This window comes from Microbacterium canaveralium, from assembly GCF_047238045.1.
Taxonomy (GTDB): Bacteria; Actinomycetota; Actinomycetes; order Actinomycetales; family Microbacteriaceae; genus Microbacterium.
Genome location: NZ_JBDFMA010000003.1, coordinates 1,971,927 through 1,996,788, shown reverse-complemented (window position 1 = coordinate 1,996,788; position 24,862 = coordinate 1,971,927). Strand labels below are relative to the sequence as shown.

Sequence of the window (24,862 nt, the reverse complement as noted above, 5' to 3'; positions counted from 1 at the left end):
ATGGAGAAATGAGCATGTTCGCGGGACCTGTCGGCGCGGGACGGGATGAGGTCGGCGAGACGGTCGCCTCGTTCCCGACGTACGAGAAGGCGCAGAAGGCCGTGTCTTCGCTCATCGCGGGCGAAGTTCCGGCCCGCGACATCGCGATCGTCGGCAGTGGTCTGCGCTCGATCGAGCGGATCACGGGGCGGCTGGGCTACGCCACGGCCGCGCGCTCGGGCGCGTTGAACGGGCTCATGCTCGGTCTGCTGTTCGCTTTCATCTTCGTGCTCGGCACCCCGACCGCGCAGATCTCGGCGTTCATCGGCGTTCTGCTGGTGGGCATGGCTCTCGGCATGCTGCTGAGCCTGGGAACGTATGCGATCGTGCGTCGCCGACGGGACTTCGCGTCGGTGATGCAGGTCACCGCCGACCACTACGACGTCTGTGTCGCCGCGCCGAGCCTCGCCAAGGCACGCGGCGTCCTCGGGCCCGCCGGTGCCGCGCGTACCGTGGTCGCCCGACCGTCGGCCTCGACCGATCCCACCCCGCCCCAGTATGGGGAGCGCGTCCAGAACCCGGGGGCAGCCGCTCCCGCCGTGCCGCCGCGTCCGCCGGTTCCGCAGCGGACCACGGACGACGAGCCTCCCCGCTACGGTGAGCGCATCGCGCCGCCGGCCGTACCTCCCGCAGAGAAGGCACCGTCGGAGCCCGAGGCCCCGTCGGAGTCGGACGTCGAGCCCGCCGCGTCGCCCGAGCCGGAACCCGGTTCATCGCCGGACGCCGCGCCCCCGGTTCAGGCCGATCCGACCCCAGGCGAGCCTCGCGAAGAACGGTGACCGCACAGTCCGTTCGCATCGCCGTCGCGCTGCCGACGGGTGAAACCGATGTGTCCGGCCTGTGGTCCGAAGCTCCGGGGGCCGACGCGACCATCGTGCTCGCGCACGGCGCCGGAGCCGGCATGACCCACCCGTTCCTCGAAGGGCTGTCGGCGGCACTGTCCGATGCACGCTTTTCGGTCCTGCGGTTCGTCTTCCCGTACGTGGAGGCCGGACGACGGATGCCGGGCCCCGCCGCCCACGCCGTCGCCACCTGGACGGGTGTCCAGGCGTGGCTCGCCGCGACCGGCACCGGGTCGTTCATCGCGGCGGGCAAGTCGTACGGGGGACGGATGGCCTCCGTCGCCACCGCCGAGGGAGCGTTGTCTCCTCAGGCCCTCGTGTACCTCGGCTATCCGCTGCACCCGCCGGACCGTCCCGACAAGCCCCGTGCTGAGCACCTTCCGGCGATCGCCGTACCGCAGCTGTTCGTCGAAGGGGAGAACGACCCGTTCATCACGCCGCGCACGCAGTTCGACGACGTCGTCGCGACCTGTCAGGACGCGCGCGTGCACTGGGTCGAGTCGGCGAATCATTCGTTCGAGGTGAAGGGGAAGCGGCGGCCGGCGGACGAGATCGGCGCCGGGCTCGCCGGCGTCGTGGGGGAGTTCGTGCGAGGGCTGTGACGCTCTGGCGTTGCGGAGGGGAGTTCGTCCTCAATTCCACACCGCGAGATCGCCAGAAGCTCAACCGCCCTGCGATCTCCGGGAACGGACTCTTCGACGGTGAGCGACATGCGAGGCGATTCTCGAACCAGTCTCACCTGAGTGAAGCTCACGGGGATATCCAGCGGCTCTTCGCGCCATGGTTCGCCCAGGAGTGACGGAACGGTTCGAACGAAGTCCGCAACGTCGAAGGTCTCGTCAACGAATATTCGCCATTGCCCAGTGAAGAACGCTCCGGGCGTATTCCCGAAGGTCAACGCGTCATCGCACGGATATGGTTCGAACTCGGGAGTCTCCGATATCTCCTTGGGTCCGGGGACGAGGTCTGCCACCTGCTGCAGCACCTCGATCGTTTCGGCCCGGACTTCCGAATACCGAGGCAGTTCGGTCGCGGTGCACCCAACGCAAGTTGCGCTCACGACTCCAATAACGGTCAGAATGCGGACGGACCTCATTGCACCTTGCCTTTCTCGTCGAGAAGTGAACGGACGGTGTCCAGGACGCGACCGTTGATGGATTCGTCGTCGCTCATCAGCGCGGTGTGATGCTCGACGCTGTCGTGGACGATGTTGACGAGCGCCCCGGGGTTGGAGGTGTACGCGAATTCGGCCAGCATCGCGATGTCGGGTCCGGGGAGCCCCGAATCGACGATGTGCACCCCGGGGATCGATTCCGGAGCGACGCTGAACCCGAGAGGTCCGATTCCGATACCGGCGTAGTAGCGATTGATGTCGTCCGCGGCCTGGGTCGCGAAGTAAACCGTCCCGTCGTGTGGTTCGTACGGTCCGATCGCGCCGACGCTGGCGGCGAGGAAACGGGTGTCCACGGTCCCGCCATGTTTCTCCGCCTCGCTTCCGACCCCTCCGCCGTAGGAGTGTTCGTAGCTCATCGTCCAGAGCCCCGGTCGGGTGGCATCCACTCCCCGGATGAATCGGGCATATTCGCCGCCGCGCTCCTCGGCGAATCGATTCCACTCCGGCCCGGCCTCGATGAACGTGCTGAGCTGGGGCATGGGGCCGGTCATGACCGTGAAAGCGACGACGGAGCCGCCCCCTGAGCGCACTTGCCATTCCGCGAACCTGGTCACGGGGTGCTCCGCCATGAACGCGTCCGCGTCGACGTTCGTCCCGGGGACGACGAACAGGGCCGTTTCTGCGGTGGAAGGATCACCGGTCATCTCGATCAATGATCCGTGGTCGGGATCCCACGCGTACAGCAGCGTCGACCCGTCGGCGACTCTCTCGAAATACGCGATCTCGCGATCGAGGCGCGCGCGTTCGCGGCGGCGGTCGAGCACCTGGAGCGCCGTCGGTCGTCCCCGGGGGATCCGGAGATCCTTCAGGGTCTGACGTTCGGTACGGAGCGCGCGAAGATACTCGCGCGCCTGGCTGCGGTGGACGGCCACGCGATCCGCGATCGCCACTCCGTCGAGGTTCCCGAAGAACTTCGGGACGGTGGCGAGGAGAGCCCCGGCGACCTCGGCGTCGAGCGTGTTCCACCACCGCGCGATCCCCGCGGGTGCCGTGCGACCGATGACCACCGACCACTCGGGATGCGCCGACAGCAGCGCTCCGGCGTCGCCCGGGGACGTCGCCAGTCTGTCGAGCAGAGCGAGTCCTGCGGCGTCGGTCGGCGACGACGGCTGCGCAGCTTCGGGGCCTGCCCAGGACGCGAAGACGGGCCAGGGGACATCCGCGATGGCGCGCAGGGCCGCCGCGCAGCGCTGCGTGACCTCGTCGTACCTCGCTGTGAGCACAGCGGCGTCACGATCGATGCTGAGTTGCCACTCTCGGTGCGCGATCTCGTTCATCGCGACGGCGGCGCCATCGGCACCGTTGTCCCAGACGGGAGGCGGCGCTCCGAGCGCCCGCGCGTCGAGAAGGGATCCTCTCTGGAGGGCGAGATCGTCGAGGTCGTCCGCGTATCGTTCGAAAGCGCGGCATGCCGCTTCCATCCCGGCGGCGATCTCGCGCGCGACCGGACGTGTGGTCGTGAGCGATCGGTGCAGCGCGTCGGCCTCGGGCGCGCGGTACGCCTGCGGGGCCAGGTTCCAGAGGACGAGTGCCTCCTGGAAGGACGTCTCGAACCTGTCGGTCTTCTGCCGCAACGCGTCCGCGGCCTCGCGAAGAAGTTCGGCGTCCACCGGTGGCTCGGGCAGCACGATCGCGGCGGTCACGGGCGCCTCCCGGCGAAGACCGTCGGGTCGTAAGGGTTGCCTCCGTCAGCGATGTCGGCACTCGCCGCGCGCGACGCGGTCTCGGTCGCCATCTCGTCGTCCGCGGTGAGGTAGGCCAGCGCCGCGGACTGCAGAGCCACGATCGCCGAGCGCCCTCGTCCAAGGAGGCGCCGCGCGAGGTCGACTCTCGGGTCGGCGACCTCCGTGAATGCGGTGCGCACGACCGCCGCACGAGCGAGGGAGTGGGAGACGGCATCCACTGCTCTGCGCACGGACGCCACGACCTCGTCGAGGTCATCGAAGCAGCCGCGCAGACGTTCAGCGACGCTAAGGAGTTGCGGGGGATCCACCGAGTACGACATGCGCGGGATCGTAAAGAACCCGCGCGGGGCGTGACTTCACCCTGTGGACAACGCTCCAGAAACGGGGGTCACCGCGCGAGCCGGGCGATCCACTCCTCGACCTCATCGGCCGTGCGCGGAATCCCCGCGGACAGATTCACCGGTCCATCGGCCGTCATCACGATGTCGTCCTCGATGCGCACACCGATGCCGCGGTACTCCTCGGGGACGGTGAGGTCATCGATCTGGAAGTAGAGGCCCGGTTCGATGGTGAACACCATTCCCGGTTCGAGGAGGCCGTCGTAGTACATGTCGCGTCGCGCCTGCGCACAGTCGTGGACGTCGATGCCGAGGTGGTGGCTGGTGCCGTGGACCATGTAGCGCCGGTGCTGGCCGCCGCGGTCGGCATCCAGAGCCTCCTCCGCCGTGACCGGGAGAAGGCCCCACTCGGCGACGCGGGCCGCGATGACCTCCATCGCGGCCTCGTGCACGCGACGGAACGGCACGCCGGGACGCGCGGCGGCGAACGCGGCGTCGGCGGCCTCGCGCACCGCCTCGTAGACCCGGCGCTGAACCTCGGTGAATCGACCCGACACGGGCAGCGTCCGCGTGATGTCGGCCGTGTACAGGCTGTCGACCTCGACTCCCGCGTCGATGAGGATGAGGTCGCCCGGTACCACGGCGCCGTCGTTACGGGTCCAGTGCAGGTAGCACGCGTGCGGTCCGGAGGCGGCGATCGTGTCATACCCGACCGCGTTGCCGTCGGCCCGTGCGCGTCGATGGAAGACTCCCTCGACCACGCGCTCGCCCCGGGGGTGCTCGATGATGCGCGGAAGTTCGGCCACGATGTCGTCGAAACCGGATGCCGTGACCTCGACGGCCAACGCGAGCTGGGCGAGCTCGTACTCGTCCTTCACCAGGCGCAGTTCGGAGACGAAGCGCGTGAGCTCGTCGTCCACACCCACGACGCGGTCTTCGTCGGAGGCCACGAACGAGTCGACGTGCGCCGTCGAGAGGCCGAGGTCTGCGGCAACGCCGGCGAGAGCGGGGCGCGGGCCGATCCAGAACTCACCGATCGAGGCATCCGCGTAGAACTCGGGCGTCGTGCGGTCGGCGCGCTCCCGGAAGTAGAGCACGGCCTCGTGGCCGCCCTCGCGCGGCTCGAAGACCAGGACGGAGTCGGGCTCGGAGTCCGCCGCCCATCCCGTGAGGTGGGAGAACGCCGAGTGGGCGCGGAACGGGTAGTCGGTGTCGTTGCTGCGCTGCTTGAGCGACCCCGCCGGCACCACGAGCCGTTGTCCCGGGAAGGCGGCCGACACGCGCTCGCGGCGGCGAGCCGCCCAGGCGGACTGCTCGCGCCGATCGGGGAGCGTCTCGGGGCGCTCGGCCCATCCGGTCGAGATCGTGTCGAGGAAGCCGCGCGGGAACGGGGCCTTGCGGTTCGTCGTGGTCTCGACGGGCTTCTGCTCTTCGGGGGCGATCGTGTCGCGGTCAGCGGGGGAGTCCATTCGTCCAGTCTCGCACCGCCGGCCCTTCACCGCACGGTCAGCCGGTCGTCCGCTCCAACTGCACCACGATGGGGCGGTGGTCGCTGCCCGAGCCGTCGAGCGTCCGCATGACGACGGAGCCCGTCACCGTCCAGTCCGGCGTCGCCATGACGTGGTCGATCGGGGCGCCCAGCGCAGCCGGCACGTCGGTTGGCCAGGTGCCGACCCCGCCGTTGCCGCTCTCGGATGCCGCGTCTCGGCAGCGACCGAGGGTGCCGCCGTCGACGCCGAGGCCCGTCATGTGGTCGAGCGTCGCGTTGAAGTCGCCGGCCAGGATGACGTTGTCGGTCGCGCATTGATCGGCGAGCCACTGCAGGTCCGACTTCCACTCCGTCATGTACTCCTGACGCGGGGCGACGGCGTGGGCGGCCACGATGATCGGGCCGTTGCCCGAGACCGGCATCGCTACGGCGCTGGGCACCGTGGACGTGTTGCTGGATCCGTCGAGCGACGACTCGATGACGCTGTAGTCGCCCAGCTCGGGCCGGATCAGCACCGTTGTCGAGGTGGCATCCCATCCGGTGATCCCGTACTGGCCGTACTCGGCGTGGTGCGCCCACATCGGCTGACCCATGTCGCGCATGAGCTCGGCGACTCGAGCGCCGGTCTCGATCGTCGTCTCGGGCAGGGTGACCACGTCGGCCTTCATGCCGACCGCGAATTGCGCGATGGAATCGGCCGAGGTCGCCGAGCCCGCCGTATTCCACGTCATGACGCGAAGGCTCGTGTCGGTCTTCGCCGGGAGTGCGTCGGTGCCCGTGCCGCGCTGCAGCACCACGGCGCCGTTGACCCCCGCTGCGGCGACGAAGATCACGGCCACCGTGAGGGCCAGAGCGCGCACGGGGCGGAGGAGCGCGAACAGCAGTGCAAGAGCTGCCGCGGCGACGAATCCTGCGGCGACGGGCACGCGGAAGGAGATCACCTGGGCGAGCGGAAACGTCCGTTCGATGCCGAAAACGGTCGGCCAGGTCAGCGCCACGGCCGCCGCAGCGCACACCGTAGCGAACACGATCCCGAACAGCCGACGCACGCACCCGACCCTAGGCGAGGCGCCTGGGAGATCGACGGATGCCGCCACTGCGGCACCTCCACGGCGACCGCGGCCCCGCGGACCCGGGCGGTACGCTCGACGGGTGGAGCACGATCGACGATTCGAAGGGCCGAGTGACCTTCACCTCCACTCGACGCATTCCGACGGCACGGAGTCACCCGCCCTCGTCATGGCTGCGGCACACCGCCACGGTCTGCGGACCGTGGCCCTCACCGACCATGACACGACGTCGGGGTGGGCCGAGGCGGCGGAGGCCGCGTCGTCGCTGGGAATGACCTTCCTCCCGGGGATGGAGCTGTCGGCTCAGCACGAGTGGCGGAGCGTTCACCTCCTGGCCTACCTCGTCGACCCGGATGACGACTCCCTCCGCGCGATGACCGACCGCATCCGGTCGTCGCGTCTGGATCGTGCGCAGATCATGGCCGAGCGGATCTCGCGCGACTTCGACATCGACTGGCACGACATCCTTGAGCAGACCACGGATGGCGCGACGGTCGGGCGACCGCACATCGCGGATGCGCTCGTGGCACGGGGCATCGTCGCCGACCGCACCGAGGCGTTCGCCGGCATCCTGCACCCGAGGAACGAGTACTACGTCTCCCTGTTCGCTCCTGACCCCGTCACCGCGGTGGAGCTCATCGTCGGTGCCGGTGGCGTGCCGGTCATCGCACACCCGGCCGGGAGGGCTCTTCTGCCCCGGCCCGTGCTCGAGGCCATGCTGACGGTGGGGCTCGCGGGGTTCGAACTGCGTCATCGCGAGAATCTTCCGGATGCCACCGCCACCCTCGCGCGACTGGCGGTCGAGCGCGATCTCATCGTGACCGGGTCGAGCGACTACCACGGCCTCGGCAAGCCCAACCTGCCCGGCGAGAACACCACCGACGACGACATGGTGGAGCGTCTGATCGCCGCCGGCACAGGCTCCACACCCGTCTATCCCTGACGACGAACGGCGCCGCCCTTCGGAAAGAGGAGCGGCGCCGTTCGCGTGCTGTCGTCTCAGGCGGTCGGGGCGGTCGTGCCGCCGCCGGATCCGCTGCTGCGGCGGCGGCGACGACGGCGCGGGGCCGCGTTGCCGTCGTGGTGCTCGCTGCCGCCTCCGTCGTGCGTGCCCGCACCCTCCGCTCGCGGCGCCGGGCCGGAACCCTGGTCGCCCGAGCCTCCGCGGCGCCGGCGGCGGCGACGCTCGGCGCCCTCGCCCGTGGCATCCGTTCCGTCGGCGGTGTCGGGCTTCTCGACCTTGGGAGCCTGCGCCTTGGGGGCGGTGACGAGGCGGCCCTTCGTACCCTCGGGGATGTCGAGGTCGGTGTACAGGTGCGGGCTCGACGAGTAGGTCTCGATCGGCTCGGGCTGACCGAACTCGAGCGCGCGGTTGATGAGCGCCCACTTGTGCAGGTCGTCCCAGTCGACGAAGGTCACCGCGATGCCGGTCTTGCCCGCACGGCCGGTGCGACCCGCGCGGTGCAGGTAGGTCTTCTCGTCGTCGGGGATCGTGTGGTTGATGACGTGGGTGACGTCGTTGACGTCGATGCCGCGCGCGGCGACGTCGGTGGCGATGAGCACGTCGCGCTTGCCGGCCTTGAACGCGGCCATGGAGCGCTCGCGCGCTTCCTGGCTCATGTCGCCGTGGACGGCGGCGGCGTTGAAGCCGCGGTCGCCGAGCTCGTCGACGAGCTTCTGGGCGGCGCGTTTCGTGCGCGTGAAGATAACGCTCTTCCCACGGCCCTCTGCCTGCAGGATGCGGGCGATGACCTCGTCCTTGTCGAGCGAGTGCGCGCGGTACACGAGGTGCTTGATGTTGGCCTGCGTGAGACCCTCGTCGGGGTCGTTCGCCCGCATGTGGATCGGGTTCGACATGAACCGGCGGGCGAGCGCCACGATCGGTCCGGGCATGGTCGCCGAGAACAGCTGCGTGTGGCGCACCGGGGGCACCTTCTGGAAGATCTTCTCGATGTCGGCGAGGAAGCCGAGGTCGAGCATCTTGTCGGCCTCGTCGAGAACGACCTCGACGGCGCCCGACAGGTCGAGCAGCCGCTGGTTGCTCAGGTCGATGAGGCGCCCGGGCGTCCCCACGACGATCTGCGCGCCGGCCTTGAGCTGATCGATCTGGCCCTCGTAGGCCTTGCCGCCGTAGATCGCCACGACGCTCGTCGCGCGGTTCTGCGTCAGCATGTCCATGTCTTCGTAGACCTGGACGGCGAGCTCGCGCGTGGGCACCACGATGAGCGCCTTCACCCCCGGCTCGGGGTTCAGCCCGAGGCGCTGGACCACGGGGATGCCGAAACCGAAGGTCTTTCCGGTTCCGGTCTTGGCCTGACCGATGATGTCCTGGCCGGGGAGGCCGAGAGGGATCGTCTGTTCCTGGATCGGGAAGGCATCCACGATGCCCTTGGATGCCAGGGCATCGACGATGTCCTGATCGACGCCGAGCTCGGCGAAAGTCGTCATGAGCGTGCCTGTTCCGGCGGTGAGAGACCGCCTGGGGAGTCGGATCCACGCCCTCCACTCGTCCACAGGCGCGGGGCCCCGATCCATCGCCGGGGCGAGTCCACTCTACCCGGCGCGTGTTTCGGGGGTCCGACGCCTAGGCTGTACAGCGTGTTCGAGTGGTTACGTCGTCGTCGACCGGTCGGTCGCACGCTGCAGTTGCGCTCGCGGGGAGACCTCGGCGACGCCATGCGCGTCGACTTCGCCGAGCTGGCCCCCGATGTCGAGACGTTCCTCGGCCAGGCCGCCTACCTGCAACTCGGATTCTTCGAGACGCTCAGCGAATTGATTGCCTCCACGCCCGAGCTCGCGGAGAAGGAATCCCTCTCCCGCGCTGCGGGGGCCGCCCTCATCAAACATCAGGAGATCGTCGCTCTGATCCGCGAGCGAGGTGCGGATCCGACCCAGCTGATGCTGCCGTTCCGTGAGTCGCTCGACGCGTTCCGTCGCAACACGCACGGCGTGCGACCGCAGGAGACGATGCTCTCGGTCCACATCACGGCAGGCATGCTCGACGACTTCTATCTCGCGCTGTCATCGAGCTACGGCGACACCGGGCGCCGGGTCGCCCGCATCCTGCAGGCGGATGACGACCGGCAGGCGATCGTCGAGATCCTGGGCGCGACGATCGCGAGCGACGACGAATGGCGGTGGCTGCTCGCCCTGTGGGGTCGTCGTCTCGTGGGCGACACGCTCCTCGTGGCACGGGCAGCCCTCACCCACCCGCGACTCGACCTCGCGGAGGAGGCGAAGGTCGAGCCGGTGTTCACGGAACTCATGGGAGCACACGCCCGTCGAATGGATGCCATGGGCCTCGCGGCCTGAGGATCGCCCACGCTCGCGATCGTCTTGCGGGTGCCTCAGATGCCGGCGCGCGACCGCAGAGCGGCGTCGTTGCGCTGACGTACACGCGACAAGGCCGTGATCAGGACCAGCGTCGTGATCGCGGGAGCGATGACCGCGACGATCCACAGGACGGGGGAGTCGGACGCGATGCCGGCCCAGGTCAGGATTGTCCACGAGATCGCCGACGCGGTCGCACCCGCCAGTGGTGCCAGAGCCACCCCGCGCAGATCGCGATGCGGCAACGTGAAGTGGGCGGCGAGTCCGACGACGGCGCCGATGATCAGGCCGAGGAGGATCTGCACGGTGGCCTCAGGCGACGAAGCCGACCCGGCGGGCTTCCTCGGTACCGAGCTCGACGAACGCGAGGTTCGCCGTGGGGACGATGTAGGAGTTGCCCTTGACGTCGGTGAAAGTGACGTGGCTGGCGGACTGGTCGAGCGCCGTGGCGATCGACGACTTCACGGCATCCGGGGCTTCGTTCGTCTCGAAGTTCAGCTCGCGGCCGGTGTTGGTGATGCCGATGCGGATCTCCACGATGCTCCCTTTCCGCCCGGGCATCTCGGTCCACCCGGCGCGATGATCCGACTCTACGACACGGGCGGAGGGGGGTTCCCCGCGCGCGGGCCCGCTTCGCGGACGGCGAACGGGGCGGGTCGTCGAGCCGGTGTCGGAGGCCGCGGCTACCGTGGGACACATGCAGGATCCGGATGCCGTCACCGTCGCCCCGGCGGGTGGTCCGGTGTCGGGCGTCGCGGCGGAGCCGGCACCCGAGGTCGCGCGTGATCGCTGGGCGGCGCGGGCCCTCGAGACGTCCGACCTCGACCCGGAACAACGCGTCGTCGTGGGGTGGGCACCCGAAGCGAGCGGCGCGGTGGTCGGTGCACCCGGTTCAGGCAAGACGTCGACGGTGCTCACGCGGGTGCGGTCCCTCGTCGCCCGGGGCGTCGACCCCGACCACATCCTGGTCCTGACCCCGACGCGTCCTGCGGCGACCGCGCTCCGCGATCCCCTCGCCCTGGCGGTGGGGCGCGCGACCGCCGGCGCTCTCGCTCGATCCTTGGCGTCCTTCGCGTTCCAGGTGGTGCGCGGCGCGGAGGTGCGGCGCGGTGCCGAGCCGCCGCAGTTGCTCACCGGTGGAGACGAAGACCAGATCATCCGTGAACTGCTCGAGGGCGACGCGCTCGATGAGGTCGACGGGCCGTCGCGGTGGCCCGAGTGGCTCGGGCCCTCGATCCGGGCGACGCGCGGATTCCGCGGCGACTTGCGCGCCTTCCTCGCCGAATGCACCGACCTGGGGATCGCGCCCGAAGACCTCCCCGGTCTGGCCGATCGCCACGGCATCCCGGTGTGGGCTGCCGTCGGATCCTTCGCGGCCGAGTACCGCGCCGTTCGCGCCGAGATGCGCGGTGCACACCGCGATGCAGCGGACCTGGCACGCGAGGCGGTGGCGGTGGTCGATGCAGCGGCGGTCGATCGCGAACTCCTGGGCCGCTTCGCATCCATCCGGTGCATCCTCGTCGACGACGCCCAAGAGCTGACCTCCGGCGGTATCGATCTGTTGCGAGCGTGCCGCCAGCGCGGAATCGGCGTGGTCGCCTTCGGTGATCCCGATGTCGGCTCCGGAGCGTTCCGCGGTGCGACGCCGGAGAACTTCGCGCGACTCGCAGCGGAACTGGGAGATCTGGTCGCTCTCGGCGACCCGCATCGAGGCACGTCCGAGCAGATCGATCTCGTTCGTGGCGTGGCCGCGCGCATCGGCGCCGCCGGTGTGGTGGCCCACCGCCGCGCGCCGGTCGGTGCGGCGCCCGAGGGTTCGGTGCGGACCTTCCTGCTGCGCTCGCCCGCGGAAGAAGCAGACGCCATCGCCCGCCTCCTTCGCGAGCGTCATGTCCTCGACGGTGTCCCGTGGGGTGCGTGCGCCGTGATCGCCCACGATTCACGACAGGTGGCCGCGCTGGAAGCAGAACTCGCCGCGCGTGAGGTCCCGGCACGCGCGAGCGGACCGGGGTTGGCGCTCGGTGTGCAGCGGCCGGTCCGAGACCTCGTCGCCCTGGTCGAGCTCGGCATGGCCGACCCCGAGAGCTGGGGCCCGGATGCCGTTCTCGATGCGCTCCTCGGCACGTACGGCGGACTCGATCCGATCGAGCTGCGCCGGTTGCGTGCCGCGCTGCGACAGGAGGAGCTCGCGTCCGGTGGAACGCGCTCAGCCGCGGAACTCGTGGCATCCGGTCTGAGGCATCCGCTCGAGTTCGCGACGATCGATACGCGCGAGGCCCGCCGTGCGGCGCGGCTCGGCGAGACGCTCTCGGCCCTGCGAGCCCAGGCCGACGGGCGGGCGACCGCACACGAGCTCTTGTGGACCGCGTGGGAGCGGAGCGGTCTCGCGCGGTCGTGGCGTGAGGCGTCGCGCGGACACGGTCCGCTCGCGGAACAGGCGAACCGCGATCTCGACGCGATCGTGGCACTGTTCCAGGCCGCCAAGCGGTTCACCGAGCGTGAGCCCGACGGAGAGGCCGCGGGCTTCCTACGGTCGGTGATCGACAGTGATGTCGCCGAAGACCGCATCGAGCAGCCCGCGGTCGTCGACACGGTCCGCGTGCTGACGCCCGCGGCCGCCGCGGGCAACGCCTTCGACACCGTCGTCGTCGCCGGTGTCCAAGAGGGCGTCTGGCCGAACACCCGTCTGCGCGGCGGCCTGCTCGAGACATGGCGCCTGGCCGACGCCGTTCAGTTCCCCGACCTTCCGTCCGCCGGGATGCTGGATCGTCGCCGGGCCGCCATGCACGACGAGCTGCGACTGTTCGTCCGCGCGGTCTCGCGCGCCCATTCCCGACTCATCGTCACCGCGGTGGACGACGACGACACCGGACCCAGCGTGCTGTTCGAGATGCTGCCGACGCCCGAACCGGCGTCGTCGGTTCCCGAACACCCTCTTTCTCTGCGGGGTCTGGTCGCCCGTCACCGGCGTACGCTCACGTCTCCCCGCTCGCCTGCTCGCGAGCGTCGACACGCGGCGGGCCAGCTCGCGCTGCTGGCGGCTGCGGACGTCGCCGGGGCGGCACCGGAGCAGTGGTACGGCGTGGCGGCCCCCAGTTCCACCGCGCCTCTGCGCGACCTCGAACACGAGGACGTCCGTGTGTCGCCGTCCCGTCTGCACGCGCTGGAGCAGTGCGAGCTCGACTGGGTCATCAGCGACCTGGGTGGCGATCGCAGCGGTACCACCGCGGGCATCGGCACGATCATCCACGCGGCGCTCGAAACGGCCGCCGCGGGGACCGAAGAGGCACTGTGGGAGGTCGTGGAAGAGCGTTGGGGCGAACTCGTCTTCGACGCCGCCTGGCGCGAGCGTGCCGAGCGAGTCCGGGCGCGCGAACTCGTCCGACGGCTCGCGGCCTACCTGCGGCGCTTCGACGACGCGGGAGGTCGACTGGTGGGCGCCGAGAGACACTTCGAGGTCCCGATCCCCGTCGCCGATGCGGGGGAGCACGGCGCGCTCCTCAGTGGTGACATCGACCGGGTCGAGATCACGCCGAGCGGCGAGGTCGTCATCGTCGATCTCAAGACCGGAAAGAACGAGCCGCAGACCGACGCCAGAGTCGCCGACAACCCGCAACTGGCCGCGTACCAGCTCGCCTTCTCGTCGGGTGCCATCGAGCAGGTCGCGGGGATGCCGCCCGGCGGGGCGAAGCTCCTCGTCCTGCGCCCGACCGCGGCGACGAAGGACTACGCGGAGCCGCGTCAAGCTCCCTTCGATGAGGCCGCGCGAGCGGAGTTCGTCGAGCGCGTGCAGCGGGCTGTCGACGTCATGCGGGGACACTCCTTCGCCGCGCCCTACGAGGTGCACTGCCGCGACGAGTTCTCGTTCGGGTTGTGTCGCATCCACACGGTCTCCGCGGTGAGCGCGTCGTGACGGCCTCACTCTCGGCCGCGACGATCGCGGCCGCCCTCGGCCAGTTCCCGCCCACGGTGGAGCAGACGGCCGTCATCGAGGCTCCTCTCTCACCCGCGCTCGTCGTCGCGGGGGCGGGGAGCGGAAAGACCGAGACCATGGCCGGACGGGTCGTGTGGCTCGTTGCGAATGGTCTCGTCCGGCGTGACGAAGTGCTCGGGCTGACCTTCACACGCAAGGCGGCTGGCGAGCTGGCCGAGCGGATCCACCGTCGCCTGCACCGGCTGTCCGAGTTCGAGAGCCGCGGCCTGCTTCCGAAGCTCCCCGAGCTGCACGCGAGCGGCCAACTGGCTGTCTTCGCCGAACTCGCACAGGCTGACGGAGCTCGCGGGGACGCGGAAAGGCGGCGGGTCCTCGACGCTCTCGCGCTCGAGGTCGGCGCAGGCCCCGCGGTCGGCGACGAAGACCAGCTGCTGCACCGTCCCACGGTCGCCACGTACAACAGCTTCGCCGACGCGCTCGTGCGCGAGCACGGACTGCGTATCGGCCGCGATTCCGAATCCGCGGTCCTCTCCGAGTCTGCGGCGTGGCTGCTGATGCGGCGGGTCGTCTTCACCTCCGACGACCCTCGGCTGGAGGAGCGGCAGGAGTCCCCACGGACCCTCATCGACGCGGCGCTTCGCATCGCGCGCGACAGCGTCGACAATCTCGTCGACCTCGACCGCCTCGCCGCGTTCCCGGACGATTTCGGCCGCATCGTCGAACGCCCGTCGACCTCGGCGCGCGTGAGCGTGTACAAAGACGTCGCCGACGCGGCATCCCGTGTCTCCGCGCTCGGCATGCTCGCCGGGCTGGCCGCCGCGTACGACCGCGAGAAGGCGCGGCTCGGAGTGATGGACTTCGCCGACCAGGTCGCCGGTGCCCTGCGCATCGTGCGCGAGCACCCGCCGGTCGTCGCGGAGCTGCGATCGCGCTATCGCGTCGTGCTGCTCGACGAGTATCAAGACACTTCCGTCGTCCAGACCGACCTGCTCGCGACCTTGTTCGCGGGCACCGGGGTGATGGCCGTCGGCGACCCCCACCAGGCCATCTACGCGTGGCGCGGAGCGAGTGCGGGCAACCTCGGCGGATTCCCGGCCGCGTTCGCTCCCGACGGCGGATGCCAGACCTTCTCGCTGCTGACGAGCTGGCGGAACAGCGCGCGCGTTCTCACGGCGGCGAACGCGGTGTTGGCCCCGCTCGCCAGCCGATCGCCGGTGGCGGTGGAGGAACTGCGCGCGCGGCCCGGAGCGCCCGACGGCGTTGTGGACGTTCTCTTCGAGCGCGACCTCGATACGGAGGCCGATCGCGTCGCGGAGTGGTTCGCCGGGGTGCGCGGCTCACGGGCGGCCGGGGGGAAGCAGACGACCGGCGCGGTGCTGTTCCGCAGCAAGAAGCACATGGTGCGCTTCGGCGACGCGCTCGGACGCCGTGGCATCCCGCACCGGATCCTCGGGCTCGGTGGGCTGCTGACGACGCCCGAAGTCGTCGACGTCGTGTCGGCGCTGCGAGTCATCAGCGACCCCGAGGCCGGGTCCGCCCTCATCCGGCTGCTGTCGGGTCCGCGGTGGTCGATCGGGCTTGCCGACCTACGCGCTCTCGCCCAGCTCGCGCGCCGGCTGGCCACCCACGACGTGGCGCTGCAGCCACTCTCCCCGGAGGTCGTGGATCGCCTTCGCTCGACTCCGGGCGCCGACCGCGCGTCGCTCGTGGACGCGTTGGACTTCCTCAGCCGGCAGGCGGACGGTCACGGGTGGCTCGCGGACATCACCGCCGAAGGGCGGGAGCGTTTGCGCGAGGCGGGTGCCGTTTTCGCCGGGTTGCGCCGCAACATCGGGGTGCCGATTCCCGAGCTCATCCGTCTGATCGAGACGGAGCTGCGGCTCGACGTGGAGCTGGCGGCGAACGAATCACGCGGGCCGGCACGCATCTCCTCGGCGCAGCTGCGCGCGTTCGTCGATGAGATCCGGGGCTTCCTGGCGGCTGACGAGTCGGGTTCGGTCACGAGCCTCCTCGCCTGGCTGGATCACGCCGAGCAGGCCGATGAATTCGCGCCCCGGACCGAGCCGCCCGAGGACGACGTCGTCCAGCTGCTCACCATCCACGGGTCGAAGGGGCTCGAATGGGATGCGGTGGCGGTGGTGCGTCTCGTCACCGACGAACTGCCCTCGCTCGCCCGCGACACGAAGGGGTGGCTCGGGTTCGGCGTGCTTCCCTCCGAGTTCCGCGGCGACTCCGCGTGGTTACCGATCTTCGGGTGGCGAGGTGCGGAAACACAGCAGGACCTCAAAGCGGCGATCGACGCGTTCGTCGAGGCCAACCGCGCGCGCCAGCTCGACGAAGACCGTCGACTCGCGTACGTCGCGTTCACTCGGGCGCGCGATCACCTCCTCCTCTCCGGGTCGAGTTGGTCCGGGACGAAGCGCTCCCGGACCCCCAGCGTCTTCCTCGACGAGGCGAGCTCGGCGCTGGGGATTCCTCTGGGCGTCGATGATCCCGGCGACGACCCGTACGACGGCGAACGGCGCCTTCTGCACTGGCCGCTCGACCCGCTGGGCGCGCGCCGGACCGCCGTGAGAGCCGCTGCAGAAGAGGTGAGCGCGGCGCGTGCACAACCGGCCGTGTCGCCGGATGCCGACCTCGAGCTGCTCCTCGCCGAACGCGCCGACCGCCTGCGGCCCACCCACTCGCCCGCTCCCACGCGCATCCCCGCGTCGAAGTTTAAAGACTTCGTGGCCGACTACGGAGGCGCGGTGGAAGAGCTGCGACGCCCGCTGCCGGAACGTCCCTACCGGCAGACGCGGCTGGGCACCCTGTTTCACGCCTGGGTCGAGCAACGGTCAGGAATCGTGGGATCGGGAACGGGATTGGACGACGCCGGACTGTGGGACGACGACGAGGGAGCCTCGGCCGCAGACGCGGCGGAGCTCCAGCGGCTGCGCGAGATCTTCGAACGGTCCGAATGGGCACGACTGCAACCCCTCGAGGTCGAGACCGAGATCGACTTCGTCACGACGCGTCTCGACGGGCGCCCCCACGTCGTGATCTGCAAGTTGGATGCCGTCTACCGCCACGGTGACCGGTACGAGATCGTCGACTGGAAGACGGGTCGTCCGCCGACCGACGACGCCGAGCGCCGCTCACGGATGCTGCAACTCGAGCTGTACCGCGAGGCCTACCACGCGAAGCACGGGGTGCCGTTCGACCTCATCGACGTGACCCTGTTCTACGTCGGCGACGAGATCGTGCTCCGCGGGTGACTCCGCGGACCTGACGCGGGTCGGGTCCGAGGCGGCAGGGGTTTCCGCGGGCCGGGCGTTGCTCGGCGGCGAGACGGTGTCGGAACGACGCGCTGTGCCGGCGCCGACGTCACGAGCCGTCGCGCGCGATGCCCCATCGGCGGAGCGCGGCACGGCTGGCGCGCGCGGCCTCCTCTTCGTCGTTGATCGCTTCGTGCAGCGTCGCGGCATCGATGACCTTGCCGGTGGGAGCCGACTCCGTCGAGGCCTCGTCACCCAGGACACTCGCGGATTCCGGTGTCTTGCCGCGCGCTGCATCCGCGCCGGACGCGGGCGTCCACCCGTCGAGGTCGATCGGCGCGGTGGGGCCCGGCTCGGCGTCGTCGGCGTCGCTCACGCCGAACTCCGTGGTGGTGCCGTGCTCCTCGGTGGCCAGCGCCTCCGCGAGCGCGGCGGCGGCGGCTTCCCGGTCGCGCTCGGCCGACAGGTAGAGCGACAGCGCTTCCGGGTCGTAGGCGTCTGTCTGCATCGACGTGTCGATGGCGGTGGCCGCCGTCGGCGGCATCCGCTCGACGAGGGCCATGGCGTCCTCGATGTCGGACCGAGTCGAGGGGACGATGTGGTCTCCGCGGACGCCGTCGGCCAGAGCCTCCAGGAGCGCCACAGCGTCGTCGACGACATCGGCTTCGGCGGCATCGTGCCCGTGGACGAGCCACTTCGCGAATTCCAGCTCGGCATACAGGCGCGCGCGCTCCCGCAGCAGCGGATCCGGCGACCGATCGCCGGCCGCGGCGTACCCGTCGTAGACATCGTCGGTCGCGACGGGCGCGGAGGCGAGCCACCGGAGATCGACGGCGGGGTCACCGACGCTCAGCCCCGACCAGTCCAGAATCCCGCTCACCCGGGGCACACCCTGCGGGTCGTCGACCAGAAGAATGGAGGCGCTCGTCGCACCTCCCAGCACGACGGCCGATTCGAACCGCCACAGCTCCGGCTCCTGGAGAGCGCGTCGCCACCGCATCATCAGACCGTCGGGAACACGTCCGGTCGCGTCGGCACGGTCGAGGAGGCGCGCGACGTCGTCACGGACCTGCTCGGGCGCACGCACGGGAAGACCATCGGTACGCACGATCGACACCGGGAGCGCGTGGACCGCGGCGAGGGCGCCACCGATGGCGGGTGCGTAGCCGGGACCCTTCGGAAGCTCCGCGGGGTCGATGCGGTACCCGTCGATGACATCGACGACGAGCACCCGGTTGGCCCCGGACCCGCTCTCGCCGATCACCTCGGGCGCGGCGAAGGGGAGAAGCGCCCGAACCCCCGACGTGAGCGCCCGCAGCGCGCGGGACTCGGCGGCGAGATCGGCAGCCGTCTCTTCACTGGCCGGCATCCGCACCACGACGGTGCGCCCGTCCTCGAGCGAGATGAGGGCGGAGTCGAAGCGTCCGCCCGCGTTCTCGGTCAGCGGGGCCGCGCTCGTCACACCGATGCGGGGAAGGGCCGCCGTAGCGGACGCGGCTAGAGTGAGGGGCGAGCGTGCCATGCCCCCAGGGTAGGTCGGTCGCTCGCCCGATCCCCCCGCGCCACGCCCTTGAGAGAGGTGTTCGATGCCGCCGACCGTTCCCGCGGTACCCGGTCCCTGGCCCGGAGGGCCGCTCGACCGTGCCGGAGCGGAACGCGATGTCGACGGCCTGCTCGAGACGGTGCGGGAGTCGATGAACACGCGCGTGCTCGTCGTGCACCGCGATGCGGCTCCGGTGTCGGATGGGCGCCTCGTGCTCCTTCCCGTGTCGGCCGTGGACGACGCCCGCGAGTGGGCGTTCCTCGGGCGCGCGACCGATGATGCGGGCCTGCTGCTGGCCGTGGTCGACGAGGAGGCGGATGTCGCTCTGCCCACGGGCGCGCGCTGGGCACCGTTGCGTGCCGTCGGCGGCGACCTCCCCGTTGAGGAAGCGGAGATCCTCGGGACGGCGGTCGCTCTCGCCGGCTGGTTGCGGGATGCCGCGTTCTGTCCCGCCTGTGGCACCCTCACGGTCCTCCGCCAGGCGGGGTGGTCGCGACACTGCCCTCACTGCGGACGAGAGCATTTTCCGCGAACGGATCCGGCGGTCATCGTGCTCGTCTCGTCGGCGGAAGACCCCGATCGCGTGCTCCTCGGCGCAAATGCTGCCTGGGGTGGGAGCAGGTACTCATGCTTCGCGGGATTCGCCGAGGCGGGCGAGTCCCTGGAAGACACCGTGCAGCGCGAAGTGTGCGAAGAGGCGGGCGTGCGGCTCGAAGCCATCCAGTACCGCGGCTCGCAGGTGTGGCCGTACCCTCGCTCACTGATGCTCGGTTTCCGCGCGCGGGCGACCCACGACGACGATGCTCGCGCCGACGGTGAAGAGATCGTCGAGGTGCGCTGGTTCGACCGTGCCGAGATCGGGGCCGCTCTCCGGGGAGAGACCGCCGTGCAGCTCCCGGGAACGGCATCCATCGCTCACCGCCTGATCGACGAGTGGTACCGGGGCCTCGCGTGAGCACGGACCCGCTGAGCGGCCTCGATGATCGTCAGCTCGAGGCTGCGCGCGCGTTGCGCGGTCCGGTCTGCGTGCTCGCGGGTGCCGGGACCGGCAAGACGCGGGTCATCACGCGACGGATCGCCCACGGTGTCGACACGGGCGCGTACTCGCCGCAGAGGGTGATGGCGGTCACGTTCACCGCGAAGGCTGCGGGCGAGATGCGCGGCCGGTTGCGTGCTCTCGGAGTCGCCGGGGTATCGGCGCGCACGTTCCACGCTGCGGCGCTGGCGCAGGTGAACTTCTTCTGGCCGACCCTGGCCGGTGACCAAGCCCCGACGATCATCGACAACAAGGTCCGGATGCTCGCTCACGCCGCTGACGGAGTCGGTCTGCGGCCGGACACGGCGACGCTGCGTGACGTCGCCGCGGAGATCGAATGGCGCAAGGTGACGATGCGCTCGATCGAACGGTATGCCGTGGATCGCCCCGGAGGGATCGGCCGGCTCGACGTGGATCAGGTCGTCGCCCTTCAGCGCGCATACGAGAAGCTCAAGGACGAGCGGCGACAGATGGATTTCGAAGACGTGCTGTTGACGTGCGCGGGCATGATCGAGGCCGAGCCGCGCGTGGCGGCGGCCGTGCGCGAGCAATACCGCCATTTCACGGTCGACGAGTACCAGGACGTCTCGCCGCTGCAGAATCGTCTGCTCGAGCTGTGGCTCGGTGACCGCCGCGACCTGTGCGTCGTCGGGGACGCCAGCCAGACGATCTATTCGTTCACGGGCGCCGACTCGCGGTATCTGCTCGAGTTCGAGCGCACGCACGAGGACGCCCGCGTGGTGCGCCTCGAGCGGAACTACCGGTCGACGGCGGCCGTGTTGGCGGTCGCGAACGATCTCATGCGCGGGAGGGCGGGCGCGCTGGAACTCATCGCCGCGGCGCCGGAAGAATCGCCGATCCCGACGGTGCGCGCGTTCGACGACGAGGAAGCCGAGGCCGAGGGAGTGGCGGCATCCATCGCCGAGGCCGTCCGCGCCGGCACCGATCCACGCGCGATCGCCGTGCTCTACCGCTCGCACGCCCAGTCGGCCGTGCTGCTGAGCGCGCTCGCGAAGCAGTCGATTGCCGCGACGGTGCTCGGCGGCCGGAAGTTCTTCGACCTGCCGGAGGTGCGCCAAGCGCTCATGGCTCTGCGTGCCGCCTCGGTCGCGCCTCTCGAGACCGGATTCCTCGCGACGGTCCGCGACGTCCTGCGTAGCATCGGCCTGACAGACGAACCGCCCGCGGCGGGTGGTGCGTTGCGCGATGCGTGGGAGGCGCGCGCGGCGCTTCTGCGGCTGGCGGAGGAGGCGCCGGAGGGCACCGATCTGCGGACGTTCACCGACGATCTGCAGGCCCGCGCGCGGGATCAGCACGAACCCGCGACACGTACGGTCACCCTGGCGACGCTGCACGCGGCGAAGGGCCTGGAATGGGACCACGTCTACCTCGTGGGGGTGAGTGAAGGATTGCTGCCGATCTCCTACGCCCAGACGTTCGAGGCGGTCGACGAAGAACGGCGTCTGGCTTACGTCGGAGTCACGCGGGCCGCGCGAACACTGTCGGTGAGCTGGTCGCGCGGTCGAGGTCGATCGGAGCGGATGCCGTCGCGTTTCCTTCGAGAGATCGGCAGCGGCAGTCTTCGCTCGGCAGATGCGTACGCCAGGCCCGCTGGAGCGAGTCGGCGCGCAGGTGCAGGGAACGCGTCAGCGGGTCGATCCGGCCGCTGATCAGGTGTCGCGCCGCGCGCGCGGCTTCGGCGGCGAACGCGACGTCGATGGCGGGTCTTGGCCTCGATAGCAGTTGCGCGGCGATCAGCGGCCACGACGGGTCTTCCCGTCGACGACGGGCGTCGAGGCAGCTGAGACACGCGGTGCGTCCGGGAGCGACGATCGGCCCCACGGTCGCGGCAGAACCGCTGAGGACCAGCGGGAGATGCACGATGTCGTGGCGGATGAGGTCGACCGCTCGCCGCGGATCGACGCGGTGCGCCGCGAGGAGGAGCACGCGGGAGCCCTCGGGCGCGGGGCGGGACGCCGGACCGGCCCAATCCAACCGCGGCGTCCGGGCGGGAAGGGCTGCGAGCACGGCGCGCACCGCGGGGGCGGGAAGATCGTCGGCGACCTGCACCACGAGGGCGGGCGTACGCCGTCGATGGACGAGGGCCGCTGAGACGGAAGCGATCAGTTCGTCGGCCTGGGCATCCGTGCCGCCGCGCATGCGGACGAGGGCTCGGAGAGCCGGACGCGAGGTTCCTGCCTCGAGCGCGGACAGAGCGGGGTCGGTCCAGGGTTCCCGAAGCGAGAGAAATGCGCGCGCCGGTGAGCCGAGCTGAACCGTCCCGTCGTCCCGCCAGAGCGGGGGAGTGGCGGGGTCGAGTCGAAGCATGCACCGATGATGACGCGGCACTCGGCCGCCCGCCGTGTTGTCCCCAGGACTCCGTCCCGCATCGAGGCCTGGGGAGGAGCGATCACACGGGGCGTTGGTCCCCGGGTGTCGGGTCGTCGTCGTCGGATTCGGGGCCGCCGTCCGTGGGGGTCGGCGCATCACCCGGTTCTCCGGACGACGCGGACTCGGCGGCGGTCTCCTCGGCGATGAGCTGGGCGAGCGCGTCGTCCATGGCATCCGAGGGGGCCGTCTCGCCGCGGGAGGCCGCGGTGAGACGGGCGACGAGACCGGCCGGGTCGTCGATGTCATCGGCGGAGGGCATGAGGTCGGGGTAATCCCACAGGGCGTCGCGCGCGGCGACGCCGACGGCGTCGGTGACCGCGCGCCACATCGCCGCCGCCTCGCGCATGCGCCGCGGGCGCAGTTCGAGGCCGACCAGGGAACCGAGCGCCTGCTCGGCGGGCCCGCCGACCGCACGGCGACGTCGGACCGCCTCCGCGATGCGCGCCGCGGACGGCAGGCGCGACGTCGCGTCCTCGGTCACCACGTCGACCCACCCTTCGATGGTGGCGAGGAGGTTCTCGAGTCGCGTGAGCGCGGCGGTCTGCTCTTCGGAGCGCTGGGGGAGCAGCGCACCGCTTTCGAGCGCGCTGCGCAGCTCGTCGGGTTGCGATGGGTCGAAGCGTGCCGCGAGTTCCTCGAGCGCATCCGTATCGACGCGGATGCCGTGCGCGAATTCGCGCACCTGCGAGATGACGTGGAGGCGAAGCCAGCGCGCGTGCCGGAACAAGCGCGCATGAGCGAGCTCGCGAGTGGCGAGATAGAGCGCCAGCTGGTCGTCGGGGATCTCGAGATCACGGCCGAAGTCGGCGAAGTTCTGCGGCAGGATGGCCGCGTCGCCTTCGGGCATCACCGGGATGCCGACGTCGCCGCCGCCGACGACCTCGGTCGACAGGCGGCCGACCACGTGGCCGAGCTGCGTGGCGAAGAGAGAACCCCCGACCGTGCGCATGAGGCGACCGGCGCCGGCGATGAGATCCTGCATGTCGTCGGGAGCCTGCTGCCCGAGAGCCTCGGTGAGGGCGTCCGCGATGCTCGTGGCAACGGGCTCGGCGAGCTCCTGCCACACCGGAAGGGTTGCCGCGACCCACGCGCCGCGCGTCACGGCCTTGGCGGGACGCGGGAGGTCGCTGATGGTCGTCGCCTCGCCGAGCCACAGGCCCGCGAGCGAGAACGCGTGATCGAGATCCGTGCGCTGTCCGGTCGAGACGCCGAGGCCGTCCTGGTTGGCGATGTGCAGGGCCTGACGTTCGGCGAGGCTCCAGTCGATGCCGTCTTGAGCGCCGGAGAAGGCGCCCTGCAGCTGGTTCATGACCGCTTGCATCATCGCCGGATCGATCTGCATCCCGGACAGGCGGGACAGCTGCTCGGGGTCGAGGCCCGAGGTGTCTCCCGACATCAGGCGCCGCATGAGCTCCTGGAACTCCTCCTCGGGGTTCCGGTCGTCGTCTGCCACTTCCGCCGCCTTTCAGCCGGGTCAAGGGGAACGGGATCTACGCTAGTCGCACGATTCCTCGCTCCCCTCGGCTCGGCCCCACGCCGCTTACGCCGCGCGCGAACGACCCGGCAAAGGTAGGACCCGTGACCCTGTTCGACGAGAACGTCTCCGTCGTGCCCGCTCCCCGGCAACGGTGGAGTCGGTCGACGGTCTTCGGGGTGTGGTCCCTTGTCGTGGCCACGCTCGTCCTGTTCGCGTTGACCTTCCTGCCGTCCCCCTACGTGATCCAGCAGCCCGGTCCCGTCCTGAACACGCTCGGCACCTCGACCGATGCCGACGGGAACGAGGTGCCCCTCATCACGGTGCCGGACGAGCAGGACACCCCCTCTGCGGGCCAGCTCGACCTCCTGACCGTCCAGATCAACGGCAACCGCGAACGCACCCCCAGCTGGATCGAACTGGCGCAGGCCTGGTTCGACCCGTCCCGGGCGGTCGTCCCGCTGGATCGGATCTTCCCCTCGGGGCAGTCGACAGAGCAGCGCAACAGCGAGAACGCCGCGATGATGACGGACTCGCAGCTCGAGGCCTCCGCGGCCGCTCTGCGTGAGCTCGGATACACCGTGCCGCAGGACATCGTGGTGGGGAGCGTGGACGACACCGGAGCGGCTTCCGGCGTGCTCGACGTGGGCGACGTGATCACCTCCCTCAACGGTGCGTCGGTGGCGAGCGTGAACGATGTCCGCGCCGCGGTCCAGACCGGCGACGGCGCGCCCGTGGCGCTCGGCATCGACCGTGACGGCGAGGAGAGCTCGGTGTCCGTCACTCCGCGGCTCACCGACGTCAGCGGCCAGCAGCAGTGGCTCCTGGGCGTCGGCCTGACCCTGGGCTTCGACCTTCCCGTGGACGTGAAGATCCAGATCAACAACGTCGGCGGACCGAGTGCCGGAATGATGTTCGCGCTCGGCATCATCGACAAGATGTCGCCGGGCGACCTGACGGGCGGTCAGCACATCGCCGGCACCGGCACGATCGACGCCGACGGCAATGTGGGCGGCATCGGCGGCATCCGCCAGAAGCTCTACGGAGCTCGGGATGCCGGCGCGACCTGGTTCCTCGCCCCGCAGGCGAACTGCAACGAGGTGGTGGGGCACGTGCCCGATGGCATCCGGGTGTTCTCCGTATCGACGCTGCGGGACTCGCTCACGGCGCTCGAGACGATCCGTGACGGGGGCGACCTCGATGCCCTCCCGACGTGCGAGGGGACGCCCGCCTCGGGATCGTAGTATCCACGGCTTACCC

Annotated in this window: 18 protein-coding genes; 9 read left to right on the top strand and 9 right to left on the bottom strand. The window is 70.4% G+C overall.

All coding sequences use genetic code 11. The features are described from left to right. The first annotated feature begins 8 nt into the window (after positions 1 to 8). Positions 9 to 818 (top strand): YflT domain-containing protein, encoded by an 810-nt coding sequence (locus tag ABC271_RS10540; protein WP_412924824.1) that lies wholly within the window; start codon positions 9 to 11, stop codon positions 816 to 818. Beyond that, positions 815 to 1,483, top strand: a complete 669-nt coding sequence (locus ABC271_RS10535; RefSeq protein WP_412924823.1) for an alpha/beta hydrolase family protein — start codon at positions 815 to 817, stop codon at positions 1,481 to 1,483. Before ABC271_RS10540 ends, ABC271_RS10535 begins: the two co-directional genes overlap by 4 nt. A gap of 490 nt (positions 1,484 to 1,973) precedes the next feature. Here the strand turns inward: ABC271_RS10535 and ABC271_RS10530 are convergent, their stop codons facing one another. From ABC271_RS10530 to ABC271_RS10515, 4 genes are all read right to left on the bottom strand, one after another. Then, positions 1,974 to 3,698, bottom strand: coding sequence for a hypothetical protein (locus ABC271_RS10530; RefSeq protein WP_412924822.1), 1,725 nt, complete (start codon positions 3,696 to 3,698; stop codon positions 1,974 to 1,976). Then, positions 3,695 to 4,060: a DUF6507 family protein gene (locus tag ABC271_RS10525; protein WP_412924821.1), complete on the bottom strand. Its 366-nt coding sequence runs from the start codon at positions 4,058 to 4,060 to the stop codon at positions 3,695 to 3,697. The genes ABC271_RS10530 and ABC271_RS10525 overlap by 4 nt, the downstream gene beginning before the upstream one ends. A 68-nt stretch (positions 4,061 to 4,128) precedes the next feature. Continuing rightward, entirely contained in the window at positions 4,129 to 5,547 is a 1,419-nt protein-coding gene (locus ABC271_RS10520) for an aminopeptidase P family protein (protein ID WP_412924820.1), read from the bottom strand. Positions 5,548 to 5,584: 37 nt separating this feature from the next. Then, a complete protein-coding gene (locus ABC271_RS10515) occupies positions 5,585 to 6,616 on the bottom strand; it encodes an endonuclease/exonuclease/phosphatase family protein (protein ID WP_412924819.1) in 1,032 nt (343 codons plus the stop codon). A 103-nt stretch (positions 6,617 to 6,719) separates the two neighbouring features. Between ABC271_RS10515 and ABC271_RS10510 the strand changes: the two genes are divergently transcribed. Further along, entirely contained in the window at positions 6,720 to 7,580 is an 861-nt protein-coding gene (locus ABC271_RS10510) for a PHP domain-containing protein (protein ID WP_412924818.1), read from the top strand. Between the two features lie 56 nt (positions 7,581 to 7,636). Here ABC271_RS10510 and ABC271_RS10505 read toward each other — a convergent pair whose 3' ends face one another. Continuing rightward, the gene (locus ABC271_RS10505; protein ID WP_412924817.1) at positions 7,637 to 9,085 is read right to left on the bottom strand and encodes a DEAD/DEAH box helicase; all 1,449 of its coding nucleotides are present in this window, start codon (positions 9,083 to 9,085) and stop codon (positions 7,637 to 7,639) included. 150 nt (positions 9,086 to 9,235) lie between these two features. On the opposite strand from ABC271_RS10505, the gene ABC271_RS10500 reads away from it, so the two are divergent. After that, positions 9,236 to 9,949 carry a ferritin-like fold-containing protein gene (locus ABC271_RS10500; protein ID WP_412924816.1) on the top strand — a complete coding sequence of 238 codons (714 nt, stop codon included), beginning with the start codon at positions 9,236 to 9,238 and terminating at the stop codon, positions 9,947 to 9,949. 35 nt (positions 9,950 to 9,984) lie between these two features. On the opposite strand, the gene ABC271_RS10495 is transcribed toward ABC271_RS10500, so the two are convergent. Together ABC271_RS10495 and ABC271_RS10490 are read right to left on the bottom strand one after the other, a co-directional pair. After that, complete coding sequence (locus tag ABC271_RS10495) at positions 9,985 to 10,272, bottom strand: hypothetical protein (RefSeq protein WP_412924815.1); 288 nt, start codon at positions 10,270 to 10,272, stop codon at positions 9,985 to 9,987. A 7-nt stretch (positions 10,273 to 10,279) separates the two neighbouring features. After that, positions 10,280 to 10,504: a DUF3107 domain-containing protein gene (locus tag ABC271_RS10490; protein ID WP_412924814.1), complete on the bottom strand. Its 225-nt coding sequence runs from the start codon at positions 10,502 to 10,504 to the stop codon at positions 10,280 to 10,282. Positions 10,505 to 10,664: 160 nt separating this feature from the next. Between ABC271_RS10490 and ABC271_RS10485 the strand changes: the two genes are divergently transcribed. Together ABC271_RS10485 and ABC271_RS10480 are read left to right on the top strand one after the other, a co-directional pair. After that, complete coding sequence (locus ABC271_RS10485) at positions 10,665 to 13,880, top strand: ATP-dependent helicase (protein ID WP_412924813.1); 3,216 nt, start codon at positions 10,665 to 10,667, stop codon at positions 13,878 to 13,880. After that, entirely contained in the window at positions 13,877 to 17,158 is a 3,282-nt protein-coding gene (locus ABC271_RS10480) for an ATP-dependent helicase (RefSeq protein WP_412924812.1), read from the top strand. Before ABC271_RS10485 ends, ABC271_RS10480 begins: the two co-directional genes overlap by 4 nt. 109 nt (positions 17,159 to 17,267) lie before the next feature. Here the strand turns inward: ABC271_RS10480 and ABC271_RS10475 are convergent, their stop codons facing one another. Then, positions 17,268 to 18,680 carry a phosphotransferase gene (locus ABC271_RS10475; RefSeq protein ID WP_412924811.1) on the bottom strand — a complete coding sequence of 471 codons (1,413 nt, stop codon included), beginning with the start codon at positions 18,678 to 18,680 and terminating at the stop codon, positions 17,268 to 17,270. A 64-nt stretch (positions 18,681 to 18,744) separates the two neighbouring features. On the opposite strand from ABC271_RS10475, the gene nudC reads away from it, so the two are divergent. Together nudC and ABC271_RS10465 are read left to right on the top strand one after the other, a co-directional pair. Further along, positions 18,745 to 19,656: an NAD(+) diphosphatase gene (gene nudC, locus ABC271_RS10470; RefSeq protein ID WP_412924810.1), complete on the top strand. Its 912-nt coding sequence runs from the start codon at positions 18,745 to 18,747 to the stop codon at positions 19,654 to 19,656. After that, complete coding sequence (locus tag ABC271_RS10465) at positions 19,653 to 21,407, top strand: ATP-dependent helicase (protein ID WP_412924809.1); 1,755 nt, start codon at positions 19,653 to 19,655, stop codon at positions 21,405 to 21,407. Before nudC ends, ABC271_RS10465 begins: the two co-directional genes overlap by 4 nt. Before the next feature lie 740 nt (positions 21,408 to 22,147). Here ABC271_RS10465 and ABC271_RS10460 read toward each other — a convergent pair. Then, positions 22,148 to 23,581: a zinc-dependent metalloprotease gene (locus ABC271_RS10460; RefSeq protein WP_412924808.1), complete on the bottom strand. Its 1,434-nt coding sequence runs from the start codon at positions 23,579 to 23,581 to the stop codon at positions 22,148 to 22,150. 125 nt (positions 23,582 to 23,706) lie between these two features. On the opposite strand from ABC271_RS10460, the gene ABC271_RS10455 reads away from it, so the two are divergent. Further along, positions 23,707 to 24,846, top strand: a complete 1,140-nt coding sequence (locus ABC271_RS10455) for a YlbL family protein (RefSeq protein WP_412924807.1) — start codon at positions 23,707 to 23,709, stop codon at positions 24,844 to 24,846. Positions 24,847 to 24,862: the final 16 nt, after the last annotated feature.

Bases quoted from the DNA above. Each gene is read 5' to 3' on its own strand.
- ABC271_RS10540 (WP_412924824.1), top strand. From the start codon at position 9: ATGAGCATGTTCGCGGGACCTGTCGGCGCGGGACGGGATGAGGTCGGC.
- ABC271_RS10525 (WP_412924821.1), bottom strand. From the start codon at position 4,060: ATGTCGTACTCGGTGGATCCCCCGCAACTCCTTAGCGTCGCTGAACGT.
- ABC271_RS10520 (WP_412924820.1), bottom strand. From the start codon at position 5,547: ATGGACTCCCCCGCTGACCGCGACACGATCGCCCCCGAAGAGCAGAAG.
- ABC271_RS10505 (WP_412924817.1), bottom strand. From the start codon at position 9,085: ATGACGACTTTCGCCGAGCTCGGCGTCGATCAGGACATCGTCGATGCC.
- ABC271_RS10485 (WP_412924813.1), top strand. From the start codon at position 10,665: ATGCAGGATCCGGATGCCGTCACCGTCGCCCCGGCGGGTGGTCCGGTG.
- ABC271_RS10475 (WP_412924811.1), bottom strand. From the start codon at position 18,680: ATGGCACGCTCGCCCCTCACTCTAGCCGCGTCCGCTACGGCGGCCCTT.
- nudC (WP_412924810.1), top strand. From the start codon at position 18,745: ATGCCGCCGACCGTTCCCGCGGTACCCGGTCCCTGGCCCGGAGGGCCG.